The organism is Streptomyces microflavus (assembly GCF_014650075.1).
In the GTDB taxonomy this organism is placed as follows: domain Bacteria; phylum Actinomycetota; class Actinomycetes; order Streptomycetales; family Streptomycetaceae; genus Streptomyces; species Streptomyces microflavus.
In genome coordinates this window covers 291,304-307,646 of sequence record NZ_BMUG01000006.1, presented here as the reverse complement: position 1 = coordinate 307,646, position 16,343 = coordinate 291,304, and the positions used below count along the sequence as shown (strand labels likewise).

The window sequence follows — 16,343 nt, the reverse complement described above, 5'->3', positions numbered from 1 at the left end:
GTCGTTCCATGACTCCACGACTCGACGCGATCAGCATCATCACGGCCGACCTGGCGGCCTCGCTCGCCTTCTACCGCAGGCTCGGTCTCGACATCCCGGCCGGGGCGGAGTCCGCCCCGCATGTGGAGGTGGTCCTGCCGGGCGGGCAGCGGCTGCTGTGGGACACCGAGGACGTCATCCTCTCGTTCGACCCGAGCTGGGAGCGCCCGGCGGGCGGCGAGCGGCTGGGGCTGGCGTTCGTCTGCGACAGCCCGGCGGAGGTGGACGCGCTGTACGCGGAGCTGACCGGTGCCGGGTACGCCGGGCACCTGAAGCCGTGGGACGCGGTGTGGGGGCAGCGCTATGCGGTGGTGCTGGACCCGGACGGCTGCGGGGTTTCGCTGTTCGCGTCCGCGTCCCCCGCCCCGAAGTAGGCCCCGAGGGTCGTGCCGGCCAGGTCGCGCATCTCGCGGGCGAGGTGGGCCTGGTCGGTGCAGCCTGCCGTGCAGGCCGCTTCGGCGTACGGGAGGCCGGTGCGGATGAGTTCCAGGGCGCGCTGGAGGCGGAGGATCCGGGCCAGCGTCTTGGGGCCGTAGCCGAAGGCGGCCAGGGAGCGGCGGTGGAGCTGGCGGGCGCCGAGTCCGGCCTCCGCCGCCGTCGCGGCGACGGAGCGGCCCCGGCGCAGTCCCTCCGCTACGGCGACCGTTCGCGGGTCCCGGGGGCCCGGTGTCGGCGATCCGGTCCAGGGCGAAGTGTTCCAGGGCCGCTGCGGGGTCGGAGGCCTCGTCGATCCGCTCGGTGAGGCGGCGTACGGCCGGGGAGGGCCAGAGGTCGGCGAGGTCGGCCCGGTGGTCACGCAGCAGGGACGCCGGTACGCCGAGGAGGACGGGCGCGGTGCCGGGGGCGAACCGGATCGCGGCGCAGGAGCCCCGGTTCTCCGGGTCCACTTCGAAGGCGTGGGTGTCCGGCCCGGCGACGACGATGCGGCCGCCGGTCCAGATCAGGTCCATGCAGCCGTCGGGCAGCACGGACCGGGGAGCCGTCGGCGGGCCTTCGGGGGCGTCCCAGGTCCAGACGACGGCACCGGGCAGCCGGGAGGGCCGTTCCTGGTAGCGCGGGCGTTCCTGGGGCATGTCTCCACGCTAGCGCGGGGTCACGCGGGGGGCGGTCCGGAGTTGTCCCGGGAGTGCCCGGACTCCCTGCCCGAGGTGTTGCTCTCCCTGCTGCCCTTGGTCTCCTTGGGCTCCTTCTCCCAGGTCGACTGGAGCCGCGACTTGACGTCGTCGGGCGGCAGGAAGCGGGACCAGCGCTCCGGGAACTCCGAGGGCATGTAGGCCGGGCCGTCGTCCTCGTCGTCCTCGTCGTCGTTCGCGGCCTCCCAGGCCGGACGGGTCCGGGCGACGAACTCGGCTGCCTGCGCAGCCCGGACGCGTTCGGTGGCCTCGCGGGCGGCGGCGGTGGCGAGCGAGGGCCACACATGGTCGATGGCCGCGTTGACCGCGGCGCCGACCAGGACGGCGAAGGCCGAGATACCGATCCACAGCAGGACGGCGATGGGCGCCGCCAAGGAGCCGTAGATCGTGGGGCCTTCGACGGTGTTGGTGAGGTAGATCCGCAGCAGGAAGCTGCCGAGCACCCACATCCCGAGCGCCACGAGCGCGCCGGGGACGTCCTCGATCCAGGGCGATCGCACGGGGACGGACACGTGGTAGAGCGTCGTGAGGAACGCGATGGTCAGCAGTATGACCAGCGGCCAGTAGAGGACGGCGATGACCTCGGTGCCCCAGGGCACGAACTCGACCACCCGGTCGGGGCCGACGACGAGCAGCGGCAGCACCACCGCGCCCAGCAGCAGGGCGACGACGTACAGCAGGAAGGCGAGCAGCCGGGTCTTGACGATGCCGCGGTGGCCGTCGAGGCCGTACATGACGGTGATGGTGTCGATGAAGACGTTCACCGCGCGGGAGCCGGACCACAGGGCGATGGCGAAGCCGATGGAGATGATGTCGGGGCGGGCGCCGGTGGTGACGTCGGCCAGCAGCGGTTTGGCGAAGTCGTTGACCCCGCGCTCGGAGAGCACGGTCTGCGAGGCCGAGAGGATGTTGCGCTCGATGGAGGCGACCGTGGTGGTGGTCGTCCACTCGTCGACGTAACCGAGCAGCCCGATCATGCCGAGCAGCAGCGGCGGCAGGGAGAGCAGGGTGAAGAACGCCGCCTCGGCCGCCAGCCCGAGGATCCGGTACTCGATGCACGAGTTGACGGTGTCCTTGAGCAACTGCCACGCCATCCGCCGCTTGGAGACGTTGCGGTAGAGGACTCTGGCCCGGTGGAGCCGGCCCGGTGGCCGCTCGGGTGTTTCATTTGCTGCCTGCACCTCCTTACCGTATCGGCATGGCAGCCACCACCCACACAGTGACCAATCAGGTTCCGCCGCTGGTCGGCTATGACGTCTACACCGCCGACAGGGCCCTGTCCGAGGCCGTCGAGCGGCACATCGAGCCGGGCGTTCTGCCCGGGGCACAGGAGGAACTCGGGGCGCTCGGGCGGGCCGCGGGTTCGGCGCAGGCCCAGGAGTGGGGTGCGCAGGCCAACGAGCATCCGCCCGTTCTGCGCACCCATGACCGGTATGGGAACCGGATCGACGAAGTGGAGTTCCATCCGTCCTGGCACCGGCTCCTGGGGCACGCGGTCGCCGCCGGGCTGACCGACGCCTGGGGCCGTCCGGCCGGTCATGTCCGGCGTGCGGCCGGGTTCCTGGTCTGGACGCAGGCCGAGGCGGGGCACGGCTGCCCGCTCTCGATGACGCACGCCGCGGTGCCCGCGCTGCGGACCGACCCGGTGCTGGCCGCCGAGTGGGAGCCGAAGCTGACCTCGTACGTCTACGAGGAGGGGCTGCGGCCCGCGCCGGAGAAGGCCGGGGTGCTCTTCGGGATGGGCATGACGGAGAAGCAGGGCGGCACCGATGTGCGGTCCAACACGACGCGGGCGGAGCCTCTCTCCGGGGAGGGCGAGTATCTGCTCACCGGGCACAAGTGGTTCTGTTCGGCGCCGATGTCGGACGGGTTCCTCGTGCTGGCGCAGGCGCCGGGCGGGCTGACGTGCTTCCTGGTTCCGCGCGCGCTGCCCGACGGTACGCGCAACGTGTTCGCGATCCAGCGGCTGAAGGACAAGCTGGGCAACAAGTCCAACGCCTCCGGCGAGGTCGAGTTCGACGGGACCTGGGCCCGCCGGGTCGGCGAGGAGGGGCGTGGGGTGCGCACCATCATCGAGATGGTGGCGGCCACCCGGCTGGACTGCGTGGTGGGTTCGGCGGCGCTGATGCGGCAGGCGGTGGCGCAGGCGATCCACCACGCCACCTACCGCAGTGCGTTCGGCGGGCTGCTGATCGACAAGCCGCTGATGCGCAACGTGCTGGCCGATCTGGCGCTGGAGTCGGAGGCGGCGACCGTCCTGGCGATGCGGCTGGCCTCGGCGTACGACACGGACACCGAGGAGGAGCGGGCGTTCCTGCGGATCGCGGTGCCCGCCGCCAAGTACTGGGTGACCAAGCGCTGTACCCCGGTCGTCGGTGAGGCGCTGGAGTGCCTGGGCGGCAACGGGTACGTGGAGGAGTCCGGGATGCCCCGGCTGCTGCGTGAGGCGCCGCTCAACTCGATCTGGGAGGGCTCGGGCAACGTACAGGCGCTGGATGTGCTGCGGGCGCTCCAGCGGGAGCCGCAGGCCCTCGACGCGTTCCTGCGGGAGGTCGGGAAGGCGCGCGGGGCCGATCACCGGCTGGACGCGGCGATCAAGGACCTGCTGACCGAGCTGGCGGACCTGGAGGGCATCGAGGCGCGGGCACGGCGGCTGGTGGAGCGGATGGCGCTGGTGCTCCAGGGTTCGCTGCTGGTGCGGTGGGCGCCGCCGGAGGTCTCCGACGCGTTCTGCGCCTCGCGGCTGGGCCGGGACTGGGGCACGGCGTTCGGGACGCTGCCGCACAGTCTGGATCTGGCCTCGGTGGTGGCGCGGGCCCGGCCGGTCGCGGAGTAGTCGCCGGGCCGGAGGCAAGCGACGGAGGGTGGTGCTGCGCCGACACGGCACCACCCTCCATGCTTGAACCGTGCCGAACGCCGGACACGGGCCCGGCGTACGGCACGCTGCCACTCTCGTACGGTTCGGCGGGGCATCGCCAGAGTTGCAAAGGGTTGCAACCATTGTGTGGACTGCCAGGTGGGGTTGGCCGGGCAGCGGCAGGATGGGGCCGCCAGAGCGCGGAGTGTTTCGGGGGGAACGGGTGGGGACCATGAGCGAGCAGCGTTCTGCCGCAGGGGTGCGGGTGATCGGCCGCGAGGCCGACCGCGCGGCCCGGCTGATGCACCGGGCCAGGGAGGCCCGGCTGGCGGGCGAGCGGTCCTCCGTCGCCCCGCGGGCGGAGATCAACGCCTCCTGGGACCGGGTGGTGCGCAGTGGCATCGACCCCGAGCAGTCGCCTTCGAGCGAGCTGCTGCAGGTGGAGGAGATCGAGCACCGGCGGCACAGCACGGTGCTCGGCGAGGTGATGCCGCTGCTGCGGGCGGGGCTCGCGTCCATCGCCGACGCGGCGCAGCAGATCATGGTGGTCACCGATGTGGAGGGCCGGGTGCTGTGGCGCCAGGGCAACTCCGGGGTGCTCCACCGGGCCCACGACATCTGCCTGGAGGAGGGGGCCGCCTGGGCGGAGGAGGCGACGGGGACCAACGCGATCGGTACGGCGCTGGCCGCCCGCGCACCCATCCAGGTCCACTCGGCGGAGCACTTCATCCGGGCCCTGCACAACTGGACCTGCGCGGCGGCTCCGGTCCGTGACCCGCGCGACGGGCGGCTGGTGGGCATCGTCGACATCAGCGGCCCGGCCTCCACCTTCCATCCGGCGACGCTGGCCCTGGTGGACTCGGTGGCGCGGCTCGCCGAGGGCGAGATCCGCACCCGTCACCTGGTGGCGATCGAACGGCTGCGCGCGGTGGCGGCGCCGATCCTGTGCCGGCTGGGGGGCCGGGCGCTGGCGGTGGACACGCACGGCTGGCTGGCGGCGGTGACGGGGATGCCGCCGGTGGACCGGCTGCCGCTGCCGAAGTCGCTGCGGGCGGGCCGGGTGTGGCTGCCCTCGCTCGGCATGTGCCGGGTGGAGCCGCTGCCGGGCGGCTGGCTGGTGCAGGTGTCGGACAGCACGGCGGAGGGGGCGCCGCGCCGGGTGGTGCTCGACCTGAGCCGGCCGCGGGCGCTGGCCGTGCATCTGGTGGGCCCGCTGGGCACCTCGACGCAGCGGCTCTCGCCGCGCCACGCGGAGCTGCTGTACGCGCTGGCGGTGCACCGGGAGGGGCGTACGGCCTCCGAGCTGGCGCAGGACATCTTCGGCGACGCGACCCGGACGGTGACCGTACGGGCCGAGGTCTCCCGGCTCCGGCGCCATCTGGCGGAGGTGCTGGCGCACCGCCCGTACCGCTTCGGGGAGGGGGTCGAGGTGGAGGTGGTCCGGCCGGAGCACCCCGCCGACCTGTTGCCGCACTCGAAGGCGCCGGTGGTGACGGGGGCGCGGCGGGGGGCGGCACAGGCCTGACCGGGGGCGATGGGCGGGCCGGCGGGCGGGCCCGCTGTGCACCGGTGGGCGGCGGCATGGTTTTCTGGCGGCCATGAGCAACCCCGTGCAGCCCCCCGCAGCCACCACCGAAGCGCCCGAGGTGACCGAGGTGACGGTCTGGTCGCTGGAGCAGACCTCGCCCGCCGATCTGCGGCCCGCCACCGCGCCGGAGGGCGATGTACGGATCGTCCGGTCCGAGGTGGTGCTGCCGGAGTTCAGCCGCTTCCTCTACTCCGCCGTGGGCGGCGACATCCGGTGGACCGACCGGCTGGCGCTGACGTACGCGCAGTGGCAGGAGGCCCTGGAGCGGCCGGGGGCGGAGACCTGGGTGGCGTACGTGAACGGGACGCCGGCCGGGTACGTGGAGCTGGACCCGCAGGACGACGGCGTGGTCGAGATCATGTACTTCGGGCTGATCCCGGCCTTCCGGGGGCGGCGGATCGGCGGCCACCTCCTCTCGTACGGGGTGGCGCGCGCCTGGGACCTGGCGGAGCGGTGGCCCGAGCGGCCGCGGACGGAGCGGGTGTGGCTGCACACGTGCTCCAAGGACGGCCCGTACGCGATGGACAACTATCTGCGGCGGGGCTTCCGGCTCTTCGACACGAAGACCGAGCTGGAGCCGGACGTGGCGACTCCGGGACCGTGGCCGGGAGCGTACGGCGTCTGACCCTTCCACCGTTCCGTCCGGCCTTTGCACTGTTCTGTCCGGGCGGGGTCCTTCCGGCTCCACCGCCGGGCGTTTTGTCCCCATTGCCGCCGACGCCACCTGTGACCGATACCACATCGTCTCATTCTGCGAGACCATGTCGTCCACATCGTGGATAGTGGTGGACTGCCCCGAGATCCGCGTGACACGCTTCCGTCATGTCTGGAACTGGAATTGCCTTGGTGAGTCGACGCCACGTCGACCTCTGCCGCATGTCCAGCGCCATCTGTCCGGCGGGCTGAGAGTCCCAGCACCGCCGCGCCCCCTCATACCTCTGCCGAACCCAGCGCACCGCCGCGCCTCAGCGCGAGTGTGCGGTTCAGAGCCGCCCTCCTGCAGTCCCGAAGGACGTACTGTCATGGCCGCTACCCCCGAACAGCCTGCGACCACCACGCCCCGCCGCAAGGCCGGACGCCACCGTGGCGAGGGTCAGTGGGCCGTGGGCCACCACACGCCCCTCAACGGGAACGAGCAGTTCAAGAAGGACGACGACGGTCTCAACGTACGGACACGTATCGAGACGATCTACTCCAAGCGCGGCTTCGACTCCATCGACCCCAACGACCTGCGCGGACGTATGCGCTGGTGGGGGCTGTACACCCAGCGCAAGCCCGGCATCGACGGCGGCAAGACGGCCGTGCTGGAGCCGGAGGAGCTGGACGACAAGTTCTTCATGCTGCGCGTCCGGATCGACGGTGGCCGGCTGACCACGCAGCAGCTGCGGGTGATCGGTGAGATCTCCCAGGAGTTCGCGCGCGGCACCGCCGACCTCACCGACCGGCAGAACGTGCAGTACCACTGGATCCGGATCGAGGACGTGCCGGAGATCTGGCGCCGGCTCGAAGAGGTGGGCCTCTCCACCACCGAGGCCTGCGGTGACACGCCCCGCGTGATCCTCGGTTCCCCGGTGGCGGGCATCGCCGAGAACGAGATCATCGACGGCACCCCCGCGATCGACGAGATCCAGCGCCGGTTCATCGGCAACCCCGACTTCTCCAACCTGCCCCGCAAGTTCAAGTCCGCCGTCTCCGGCTCCCCTCAGCTGGACGTGGCGCACGAGATCAACGACATCGCGTTCGTCGGCGTGAACCACCCGGAGCACGGCCCCGGCTTCGACCTCTGGGTCGGCGGCGGCCTCTCCACCAACCCCAAGCTCGGGGTCCGCCTCGGCGCCTGGGTGCCGCTGGACGAGGTGGCCGATGTGTACGGCGGGGTCATCGGGATCTTCCGCGACTACGGCTACCGGCGGCTGCGCACCCGCGCCCGGCTGAAGTTCCTGGTCGCGGACTGGGGCGCGGAGAAGTTCCGCCAGGTCCTGGAGGACGACTACCTCCAGCGCAAGCTGGTCGACGGCCCCGCGCCCGAGCAGCCCGCCCAGACCTGGCGCGACCACCTCGGCGTGCACCGGCAGAAGGACGGCCGCTTCTACGTCGGCTTCGCCGCGCGGGTGGGCCGGGTCGACGGCACCACTCTCACCAAGATCGCGGAGCTGGCCGACGCGCACGGCTCCGGCCGGGTGCGCACCACCGCCGAGCAGAAGATGATCGTGCTGGACGTGGCCGAGGAGCAGGTCGAGTCCCTGGTCGCCGGTCTGGAGGCGCTCGACCTGCGGGTCACGCCCTCCCCGTTCCGGCGCGGCACGATGGCCTGCACCGGCATCGAGTTCTGCAAGCTGGCGATCGTCGAGACGAAGGCGCGCGGCGCCTCGCTCATCGACGAACTGGAGCGCCGCATCCCGGAGTTCGACCAGCCGATCACCATCAACATCAACGGCTGCCCGAACGCCTGCGCCCGGATCCAGGTCGCGGACATCGGTCTCAAGGGCCAGCTGATGCTGGACGGCGAGGGCAACCAGGTCGAGGGCTACCAGGTCCACCTCGGTGGCGCGCTCGGGCTTGAGGCCGGGTTCGGCCGCAAGGTCCGTGGCCTGAAGGTCACTTCGGCCGAACTGCCTGACTACGTCGAGCGGGTGCTCGGCCGGTTCCAGGAGGAGCGCGAGGACGGCGAGCGCTTCGCGACCTGGGCGGCGCGCGCCAGTGCGGAGTCGCTGTCATGAGCGAGCGAGCCGCCCCGTTCTACTGCCCGTACTGCGGCGACGAGGACCTGCGCCCCAACGAGACCGGCCACGGCGCCTGGGAATGCGCCTCCTGCAACCGTGCGTTCCAGCTGAAGTTCCTGGGTCTGCTGACCCGGGGCGTCCAGCGCAACGACGGTGAAGGGGACCGGATATGACGGACACTCTGCTGAGCGGCGAGCTGACGGACAGCGAGCTCCAGGAGCTGGCCGAGCGGGCCGGCCGGGAGCTGGAGGACGCCTCCGCCACCGAGATCCTGAAGTGGGCCACCGACACCTTCGGGCCGCGCTTCTGCGTCACCTCCTCCATGGAGGACGCCGTGGTCGCGCACCTGGCCTCCCGGGTGATGCCGGGCGTGGACGTGGTCTTCCTGGACACCGGCTACCACTTCCCCGAGACCATCGGGACCCGGGACGCGGTGGACGCGGTGATGGACGTCAACGTCATCACGATCACCCCCCGGAAAACGGTGGCCGAGCAGGACGCGGAGCACGGCGAGAAGCTGCACGACCGCGACCCCGACCTGTGCTGCGCGCTGCGCAAGGTCAAGCCGTTGGAGGACGGCCTGACCGCGTACGCCGCATGGGCGACGGGGCTGCGCCGCGACGAGTCCCCGACCCGGGCCGGCACCCCGGTCGTCGGCTGGGACGCCAAGCGCCGCAAGGTCAAGGTCTCCCCCATCGCCCGCTGGACCCAGGACGACGTGGACGCCTACGTCGCCGAGCACGGGGTGCTCACCAACCCGCTGCTGATGAACGGTTACGCCTCCGTCGGCTGCGCGCCCTGCACCCGCCGGGTGCTGGAGGGCGAGGACGCACGGGCCGGCCGCTGGGCCGGACGCGGCAAGACCGAATGCGGGCTGCACGGCTGATGACGACTGATCAGGAGAGTTCGATGAGCGTGACGGAGACGGGAGCCACCATCTGGCTGACCGGTCTGCCGAGCGCGGGCAAGACCACCATCGCGTACGAGCTGGCGGGCCGGCTGCGGACCGAGGGCCACAAGGTGGAGGTGCTCGACGGCGACGAGATCCGGGAGTTCCTCTCCGCGGGGCTCGGCTTCTCCCGTGAGGACCGGCACACCAATGTGGCCCGGATCGGCTTCGTCGCCGAACTGCTCGCCGCCAACGGCGTGAAGGTGCTGGTCCCCGTCATCGCCCCGTTCGCCGACAGCCGCGAGGCGGTCCGCAAGCGGCACGCCGCCGAGTCCACCGGCTACCTGGAGGTACACGTCGCGACGCCCGTCGAGGTGTGCTCCGTACGGGATGTGAAGGGTCTTTACGCCAAGCAGGCGGCCGGCGAGATCAGCGGTCTCACCGGGGTCGACGACCCCTACGAGGCACCCGAATCGCCCGACCTGCGCATCGAGTCGCACCAGCAGACCGTGCAGGAGTCCGCAGCGGCGCTCCACGCGCTGCTCACCGAGAGGGGCCTGGCGTGAGCACCGTCACCACCGTGCCGGAGGGCACCGTCAATCCGTACGCGCTCAGCCACCTGGACTCCCTGGAGTCGGAGGCGGTCCACATCTTCCGTGAGGTGGCGGGGGAGTTCGAGCGGCCGGTGATCCTGTTCTCCGGCGGCAAGGACTCCATCGTGATGCTGCACCTGGCGCTGAAGGCGTTCGCGCCCGCGCCGGTGCCGTTCACGCTGCTGCACGTGGACACCGGGCACAACTTCCCCGAGGTCCTGGAGTACCGCGACCGTACGGTGAAGAAGCACGGGCTGCGGCTCCATGTCGCCTCCGTGCAGGAGTACATCGACGCCGGGAAGCTCCGCGAGCGCCCCGACGGCACCCGCAACCCGCTCCAGACCGTCCCGCTCACCGAGGCGATCCAGCAGCACCGCTTCGACGCGGTGTTCGGCGGCGGGCGGCGCGACGAGGAGAAGGCGCGCGCCAAGGAGCGGGTCTTCTCGCTGCGCGACGAGTTCTCGCAGTGGGACCCGCGCCGCCAGCGCCCCGAGCTGTGGCAGCTGTACAACGGCCGGCACGCCCCCGGCGAGCACGTCCGGGTCTTCCCGATCTCCAACTGGACCGAGCTGGACGTCTGGCAGTACATCGAGCGCGAGGGGATCGAGCTCCCGGAGATCTACTTCGCCCATGAGCGCGAGGTCTTCAACCGCAACGGCATGTGGCTGACCGCCGGGCACTGGGGCGGCCCCAAGGAGCACGAGTCCACCGAGACCCGTCTGGTGCGCTACCGCACGGTCGGTGACATGTCCTGCACCGGGGCCGTCGACTCCGACGCCACCACGCTGGACGCCGTGATCACCGAGATCGCCGCCTCCCGGCTCACCGAGCGGGGCGCGACCCGCGCCGACGACAAGATGTCCGAGGCCGCGATGGAAGACCGCAAGCGCGAGGGGTACTTCTAACCATGACCACACCCATCCTCCCGGCGCTCTCCGCCGAGCAGCTGTCGGCCACCACCCTGCTGCGGTTCGCCACCGCCGGGTCGGTGGACGACGGCAAGTCCACCCTCGTGGGACGCCTGCTGCACGACTCCAAGTCGATCCTCACCGACCAGCTGGAGGCCGTGGAGCAGGTGTCGCTGAGCCGTGGCCAGGAGACGCCGGACCTGGCGCTGCTGACCGACGGGCTGCGGGCCGAGCGCGAGCAGGGCATCACCATCGATGTCGCCTACCGCTACTTCGCCACCGCCCGCCGCCGGTTCATCCTCGCGGACACCCCGGGCCATGTGCAGTACACCCGCAACATGGTGACCGGCGCCTCCACCGCCGAGCTGGCCGTGGTCCTGGTCGACGCCCGCAACGGGGTGGTCGAGCAGACCCGCCGGCACGCCGCCGTCGCCGCGCTGCTCCGCGTCCCGCACGTGGTGCTGGCCGTCAACAAGATGGACCTCGTCGACTACGCGGAGCCCGTGTTCGCCGCGATAGCCGAGGAGTTCACCGCGTACGCCGCTTCGCTGGGCGTCCCGGAGATCACCGCGATCCCGATCTCGGCGCTGGCCGGGGACAACGTGGTGGAGCCGTCCGCCCACATGGACTGGTACGGCGGGCCGACCGTGCTGGAACACCTGGAGACGGTGCCGGTCAGCCACGACCTCACCGCCTGCCACGCGCGCTTCCCCGTGCAGTACGTGATCCGGCCGCAGACCGCCGAGCACCCGGACTACCGGGGGTACGCCGGTCAGATCGCCGCCGGGGTCTTCCGGGTCGGCGAGGCCGTCTCCGTACTCCCCTCGGGGCGTACGACCACGATCACGGGCATCGACGCGCTCGGCGAGAGCGTGGACATCGCCTGGGCGCCGCAGTCGGTGACGATCCGCCTGGCCGACGACATCGACATCTCGCGCGGCGACCTGATCGCCCCCGCCGACGACGCACCGCCGGTCACCCAGGACATCGAGGCGACCGTCTGCCACGTGGCCGACCAGCCGCTCTCGGTGGGCCAGCGGGTGCTGCTCAAGCACACCACCCGTACGGTCAAGGCGATCGTCAAGGACATCCCGTCCCGGCTCACCCTGGACGACCTCTCCCAGCACCCGGCGCCCGGACAGCTGGTCGCCAACGACATCGGCCGGGTCGTGGTGCGGACCGCCGAGCCGCTCGCGCTGGACGCGTACGCCGACTCCCGGCGTACGGGCTCGTTCCTGCTGATCGACCCGGCGGACGGTACGACGCTGAGCGCCGGCATGGCGGGCGCCGCGTTCGCCGCGGCCCCGGAGCCGGTCGTGGCCGACGACGACGCCGAATGGGACTTCTGACGTGACCGACTTCTTCTCCACCTTCGCGAAGGAGGGCGGCCGTGTGGGCAGCGGCGCCCTCGGCAGCGGCCAGGGAGGCGTGGGGCGATGTGCGTGATGACGTACGCGCACCGCTCGCGCGCCCTGAACCCCCCGCATCCGTACCGCCGAAGACCTGCCGATCTCCCGGCCGCGCCCCCCTGACCAACAGCGGGACGCGAGTACCGGGCCAACGAGAGGAAAGCCTCCCGTGCCTGCCCCCCGTTCCACCGTTCGCCGCTCCATAGCCGCTGTCGCGGCCCTGCCGCTGCTCGCCCTGGCCGCCACCGCCTGCGGATACGGCGCCGACGCCAAGGACGACGACGCGAAGAAGGCGAACGTCTCCTCCGGGGAGAAGAAGCTCTCCGCGGACACCGTGAAGATCGGCTACTTCCCGAACCTCACCCACGCCACCGCCCTGGTCGGTATCCAGGAAGGCACCATCCAGAAGGAGCTGGGCGGCACCAAGGTCGAGTCCACGACCTTCAACGCCGGCCCCTCCGAGATCGAGGCGCTGAACGCCGGATCGATCGACATCGGCTTCATCGGCCCCTCCCCCGCCATCAACGCCTACGTCAAGTCCCAGGGCAAGGGCCTGCGGATCGTGGCGGGTTCGGCCTCCGGCGGGGTGAAGCTGGTCGTCAACCCGAAGAAGATCAAGACTCTGGACGACCTCAAGGGCAAGCGGATCGCGACCCCGCAGATCGGCAACACCCAGGACGTGGCCTTCCTCAACTGGATCTCCGAGAAGGGCTGGAAGGTCGACCCGCAGAGCGGCAAGGGCGACGTCTCCGTGGTCCGCTCGGACAACAAGGTGACGCCCGACGCCTACAAGTCCGGTTCGCTGGACGGCGCGTGGGTGCCGGAGCCGACCGCGTCCAAGCTGGTCTCCGAGGGCGCGAAGGTGCTTCTCGACGAGACGGACCTGTGGCCGGACAAGAAGTTCGTGATCACGCACATCATCGTGTCGCAGAAGTTCCTGGACGCGCACCCCGACGTGGTCGAGGCCGTGGTCAAGGGTTCGGTCTCCACCAACAAGTGGATCAACGCCAACCCCGACGAGGCCAAGGCGTCCGCCAACAAGGCGCTGGAGAAGCTGAGCGGCAAGCCGCTGCCCCAGGAGATCCTCGACCCGGCGTGGGAGTCCGTCGAGTTCACCAACGACCCGCTGGCCACCACGCTCAAGACGCAGGCGGGGTACTCGGTGAAGGCCGGTCTGCTGGAGGACCCGAAGCTGGAGGGCATCTACGACCTCGGGCCGCTGAACAAGATCCTGAAGGCCGACGGTCAGCCTGAGGTCGACGACGCCGGTCTCGGCGTCAAGTAACCCGACCACCCGACCATCCGACCATCCGGATCCGGATCCAACGGATTCCCAGGATTCCCAGGAGGTGACGACCATGGCGACCACCACCCTCACCAAGGCCGAGGACCGTACGACGGTCGAGCACGCCGCCCGGCTCTCGCACGTCTCGAAGTCCTTCGCCGGCCCCACGGGTCAACAGCTCGTCCTGGACGACATCACCCTCGATGTCGCTCCGGGCGAGTTCGTCACCCTCCTGGGGGCCTCCGGGTGCGGTAAGTCGACGCTGCTCAATCTGGTGGCCGGACTCGACCGCCCGTCCGCGGGGTCCATCGAGACCCCCGGCGGGCGGCCGGCCCTGATGTTCCAGGAGCACGCCCTCTTCCCGTGGCTGACCGCGGGCAAGAACATCGAACTGGCCCTGCGGCTGCGCGGGGTCCCCAAGGCGGAGCGCCGCACCGAGGCCGAGCGGCTGCTCGAACTCGTCCGTCTCGGCGGTGCGTACGGCAAGCGGGTGCACGAGCTCTCCGGCGGGATGCGGCAGCGGGTCGCGATGGCCCGCGCGCTCGCCCAGGACAGCCAACTGCTGTTGATGGACGAGCCGTTCGCGGCGCTGGACGCCATCACCCGCGATGTGCTGCACGACGAGCTGACCCGGATCTGGCGCGAGACGAACGCCTCGGTCCTCTTCGTCACGCACAACGTGCGCGAGGCCGTACGGCTCGCGCAGCGCGTCGTGCTGCTGTCGTCCCGGCCCGGCCGGATCGCCCGTGAGTGGACGGTCGACATCGAGCAGCCGCGCCGTATCGAGGACACCGCCGTGGCAGAGCTGTCCGTCGAGATCACCGAAGAACTGCGTGGGGAGATCCGCCGACATGGCCAGCACTGACATCACGTCCGACCGGAAGCGGCCGGACGGGACGGCCGGACCCGTCGACGCGAAACCCGACGATCTGGCCGGCCTGGAGGCCGGTCTCGACGCCCTGGACGCGGTGCAGATCCGCCGCACACCGGTGCGTGAGGTCCTGCTGCGCAAGGTGCTGCCGCCGGCCGTGGCGGTGGCCCTGGTCCTGATCGTCTGGGAACTGCTGGTCCGCGCCCAGGTCACCGAGGTCTACAAGCTGCCGCCGCCGTCCGCGGTGTGGGACAGCGCGCAGGACATGTGGCTCAAGGGAACGCTCCTGGAGGTCGTCTGGACCAGCGTCTCGCGCGGTCTGCTCGGCTTCCTCCTCGCGGTCGCCATCGGTACGCCGCTGGGGCTGCTGGTCGCCCGGGTCAAGCTGGTCCGGGCCGCGATCGGCCCGATCCTCTCCGGGCTCCAGTCGCTGCCGTCGGTCGCGTGGGTGGCCCCGGCGGTCATCTGGCTCGGGCTGAACGACCAGATGATGTACGCGGTGATCCTGCTGGGCGCGGTGCCCTCGATCGCCAACGGGCTGGTCTCCGGCGTCGACCAGGTTCCGCCGCTGTTCCTGCGGGCGGGCCGCACGCTGGGCGCGACCGGGATCCGCGGCACGTGGCACATCGTGCTCCCGGCCGCGCTGCCCGGCTACCTGGCGGGTCTCAAGCAGGGCTGGGCATTCTCCTGGCGCTCGCTGATGGCCGCCGAGATCATCGCCTCCTCCCCCGAACTGGGTCTGGGGCTCGGGCAGTTGCTGGAGAACGGCCGCAGCAACTTCGACATGCCCGGGGTCTTCCTCTCGATCCTGCTCATCCTGTTCGTCGGCATCGCGATCGACCTGCTGATCTTCAGTCCGCTGGAGCGGTGGGTGTTGCGCAGCCGCGGTCTCCTCGTCAAGAACTGAGTCACGCCATGTCCCACCCCGTCCTCCTCGTCATCGCCCACGGCAGCCGCGACCCACGGCACGCCGCGACCGTGCACGCCCTCACCGGGCGGGTGCGGGCGCAGCGGCCGGGGCTGCGCGTGGAGACGGCGTTCCTGGAGTTCAACGCCCCATCCGTGCCCCGGGTGCTGGAGCGCCTGGCCGCGGAGGGGGCGGCCGAGGTCGTCGCCCTGCCGCTCCTCCTCACCCGGGCGTTCCACGCCAAGACCGACATCCCCTCGGTCCTGCGCGAGGCCCGCGCCCGGCTGCCGAGGCTGCACATCCGGCAGGCCGACGTGCTCGGCCCGTCCCCGCTGCTCAACGCCACCCTGGGGCGGCGGCTGCGGGAGGCCGGGGTCCGCCCCGGCGACATCCCCCGGACCGGGCTCGTCCTGGCCTCGGCGGGATCCTCAGACCCGGAGGCGATCGCAGTGATCGCTGAAATCGCGCGGGAGCTGCGGCACACCGGTTGGTGCGCCGTGCGGCCTGCGTTCGCCTCCGCATCCCTTCCCCGCACCGAGGACGCGGTACGGACCCTGCGGGCCGAGGGTGTGGAGCGGGTGGCGGTCGCGCCGTACGTCATCGCCCCCGGCCGGCTCCCGGACCGCATCGCGGCGGGCGCCGAGGCGGCCGGGGCGGACGTGCTGGCCGATGTCCTGGGCCCCGCACCGGAGTTGGCGCGGCTGCTGCTGGACCGGTACGACGAGGCGCGGGTGCCGGTGGGGGCATCACTCTCGGCGTGAGGGCGGCTGCCGCTATCCGGCGACCAGTCCGACGACCGCGCAGACGAACGCCCCGAGAGCCATCGTGTCCGCGCCGATCGACCACGTGAACCGTCGCTCCACTGCGGTGCCGGGAGTTGCCCCACGCGTTCCGGCAGAGCGGACATGGGCACTCATGGCATCGGCGCACACGGCGGAAAAGTCGTAGAAACCGTCCCACAGAGATCCGTCGAACCAGTAGAAGTCGACGTCCTCCCCCGCGCGGGTCTCCAGTACAAGGCCCCCTCGGAAGGACTCCCTGTGCAGTCGCCGCACGGAGGAGCAGGGCACGACGACGTGCCGCCACACGCCGAAGCGCACGATCTCACCAGGCCGCAAGACCACCCTGATGAGAGAACACC

The 16,343-nt window shown here is 71.3% G+C and carries 16 protein-coding genes and 2 pseudogenes; 15 read left to right on the top strand and 3 right to left on the bottom strand.

Going from position 1 to position 16,343, the window contains the following annotated elements; genetic code table 11:
* Positions 1-8 precede the first annotated feature (8 nt).
* Positions 9-413: a VOC family protein gene (locus IE264_RS19395; RefSeq protein WP_015612259.1), complete on the top strand. Its 405-nt coding sequence runs from the start codon at positions 9-11 to the stop codon at positions 411-413.
* On the opposite strand, the pseudogene IE264_RS19390 reads toward IE264_RS19395, so the two are convergent.
* A pseudogene (locus IE264_RS19390) lies at positions 341-1,112 on the bottom strand (DUF6597 domain-containing transcriptional factor). The gene IE264_RS19395 and the pseudogene IE264_RS19390 sit on opposite strands and share 73 nt — an antisense overlap.
* Positions 1,113-1,132: 20 nt before the next feature.
* Entirely contained in the window at positions 1,133-2,353 is a 1,221-nt protein-coding gene (locus IE264_RS19385; RefSeq protein ID WP_190167671.1) for a YihY/virulence factor BrkB family protein, read from the bottom strand.
* Positions 2,354-2,370: 17 nt separating this feature from the next.
* Here IE264_RS19385 and IE264_RS19380 point away from each other — a divergent pair, with 17 nt between their 5' ends.
* The 14 genes and pseudogenes from IE264_RS19380 to IE264_RS19320 all read left to right on the top strand — a co-directional run bounded on the left by IE264_RS19380 (position 2,371) and on the right by IE264_RS19320 (position 15,963).
* Positions 2,371-4,008, top strand: coding sequence for an acyl-CoA dehydrogenase family protein (locus IE264_RS19380; RefSeq protein ID WP_015612256.1), 1,638 nt, complete (start codon positions 2,371-2,373; stop codon positions 4,006-4,008).
* A 253-nt stretch (positions 4,009-4,261) separates the two neighbouring features.
* Positions 4,262-5,554 (top strand): helix-turn-helix domain-containing protein, encoded by a 1,293-nt coding sequence (locus IE264_RS19375; protein ID WP_032753678.1) that lies wholly within the window; start codon positions 4,262-4,264, stop codon positions 5,552-5,554.
* 73 nt (positions 5,555-5,627) lie between these two features.
* The gene (locus IE264_RS19370; RefSeq protein ID WP_015612254.1) at positions 5,628-6,242 is read left to right on the top strand and encodes a GNAT family N-acetyltransferase; all 615 of its coding nucleotides are present in this window, start codon (positions 5,628-5,630) and stop codon (positions 6,240-6,242) included.
* Positions 6,243-6,451: 209 nt separating this feature from the next.
* Positions 6,452-6,523 (top strand): annotated as a pseudogene (locus IE264_RS38685) (putative leader peptide); the annotation flags it as partial.
* A gap of 116 nt (positions 6,524-6,639) precedes the next feature.
* Positions 6,640-8,337 (top strand): nitrite/sulfite reductase, encoded by a 1,698-nt coding sequence (locus IE264_RS19365; protein WP_032753674.1) that lies wholly within the window; start codon positions 6,640-6,642, stop codon positions 8,335-8,337.
* On the top strand, positions 8,334-8,513 hold the full coding sequence (locus IE264_RS19360; RefSeq protein ID WP_007449013.1) for a hypothetical protein: 180 nt from the start codon (positions 8,334-8,336) through the stop codon (positions 8,511-8,513). The genes IE264_RS19365 and IE264_RS19360 overlap by 4 nt, the downstream gene beginning before the upstream one ends.
* On the top strand, positions 8,510-9,226 hold the full coding sequence (locus IE264_RS19355) for a phosphoadenylyl-sulfate reductase (RefSeq protein ID WP_032753670.1): 717 nt from the start codon (positions 8,510-8,512) through the stop codon (positions 9,224-9,226). The genes IE264_RS19360 and IE264_RS19355 overlap by 4 nt, the downstream gene beginning before the upstream one ends.
* A 23-nt stretch (positions 9,227-9,249) precedes the next feature.
* A complete protein-coding gene (gene cysC / locus IE264_RS19350; protein ID WP_031127162.1) occupies positions 9,250-9,795 on the top strand; it encodes an adenylyl-sulfate kinase in 546 nt (181 codons plus the stop codon).
* On the top strand, positions 9,792-10,727 hold the full coding sequence (gene cysD, locus IE264_RS19345) for a sulfate adenylyltransferase subunit CysD (protein WP_015612250.1): 936 nt from the start codon (positions 9,792-9,794) through the stop codon (positions 10,725-10,727). The genes cysC and cysD overlap by 4 nt, the downstream gene beginning before the upstream one ends.
* A gap of 2 nt (positions 10,728-10,729) precedes the next feature.
* Positions 10,730-12,079, top strand: coding sequence for a sulfate adenylyltransferase subunit 1 (locus tag IE264_RS19340; protein WP_015612249.1), 1,350 nt, complete (start codon positions 10,730-10,732; stop codon positions 12,077-12,079).
* A gap of 229 nt (positions 12,080-12,308) precedes the next feature.
* Positions 12,309-13,424 (top strand): aliphatic sulfonate ABC transporter substrate-binding protein, encoded by a 1,116-nt coding sequence (locus IE264_RS19335; protein ID WP_032753667.1) that lies wholly within the window; start codon positions 12,309-12,311, stop codon positions 13,422-13,424.
* 73 nt (positions 13,425-13,497) lie between these two features.
* Entirely contained in the window at positions 13,498-14,289 is a 792-nt protein-coding gene (locus IE264_RS19330) for an ABC transporter ATP-binding protein (protein WP_032753664.1), read from the top strand.
* Positions 14,276-15,202, top strand: a complete 927-nt coding sequence (locus IE264_RS19325) for an ABC transporter permease (protein ID WP_015612246.1) — start codon at positions 14,276-14,278, stop codon at positions 15,200-15,202. The genes IE264_RS19330 and IE264_RS19325 overlap by 14 nt, the downstream gene beginning before the upstream one ends.
* A gap of 8 nt (positions 15,203-15,210) precedes the next feature.
* A complete protein-coding gene (locus IE264_RS19320) occupies positions 15,211-15,963 on the top strand; it encodes a sirohydrochlorin chelatase (RefSeq protein WP_032753662.1) in 753 nt (250 codons plus the stop codon).
* A gap of 12 nt (positions 15,964-15,975) precedes the next feature.
* Here IE264_RS19320 and IE264_RS37995 read toward each other — a convergent pair whose 3' ends face one another.
* Complete coding sequence (locus IE264_RS37995; RefSeq protein ID WP_229887631.1) at positions 15,976-16,302, bottom strand: hypothetical protein; 327 nt, start codon at positions 16,300-16,302, stop codon at positions 15,976-15,978.
* Positions 16,303-16,343 lie beyond the last annotated feature (41 nt).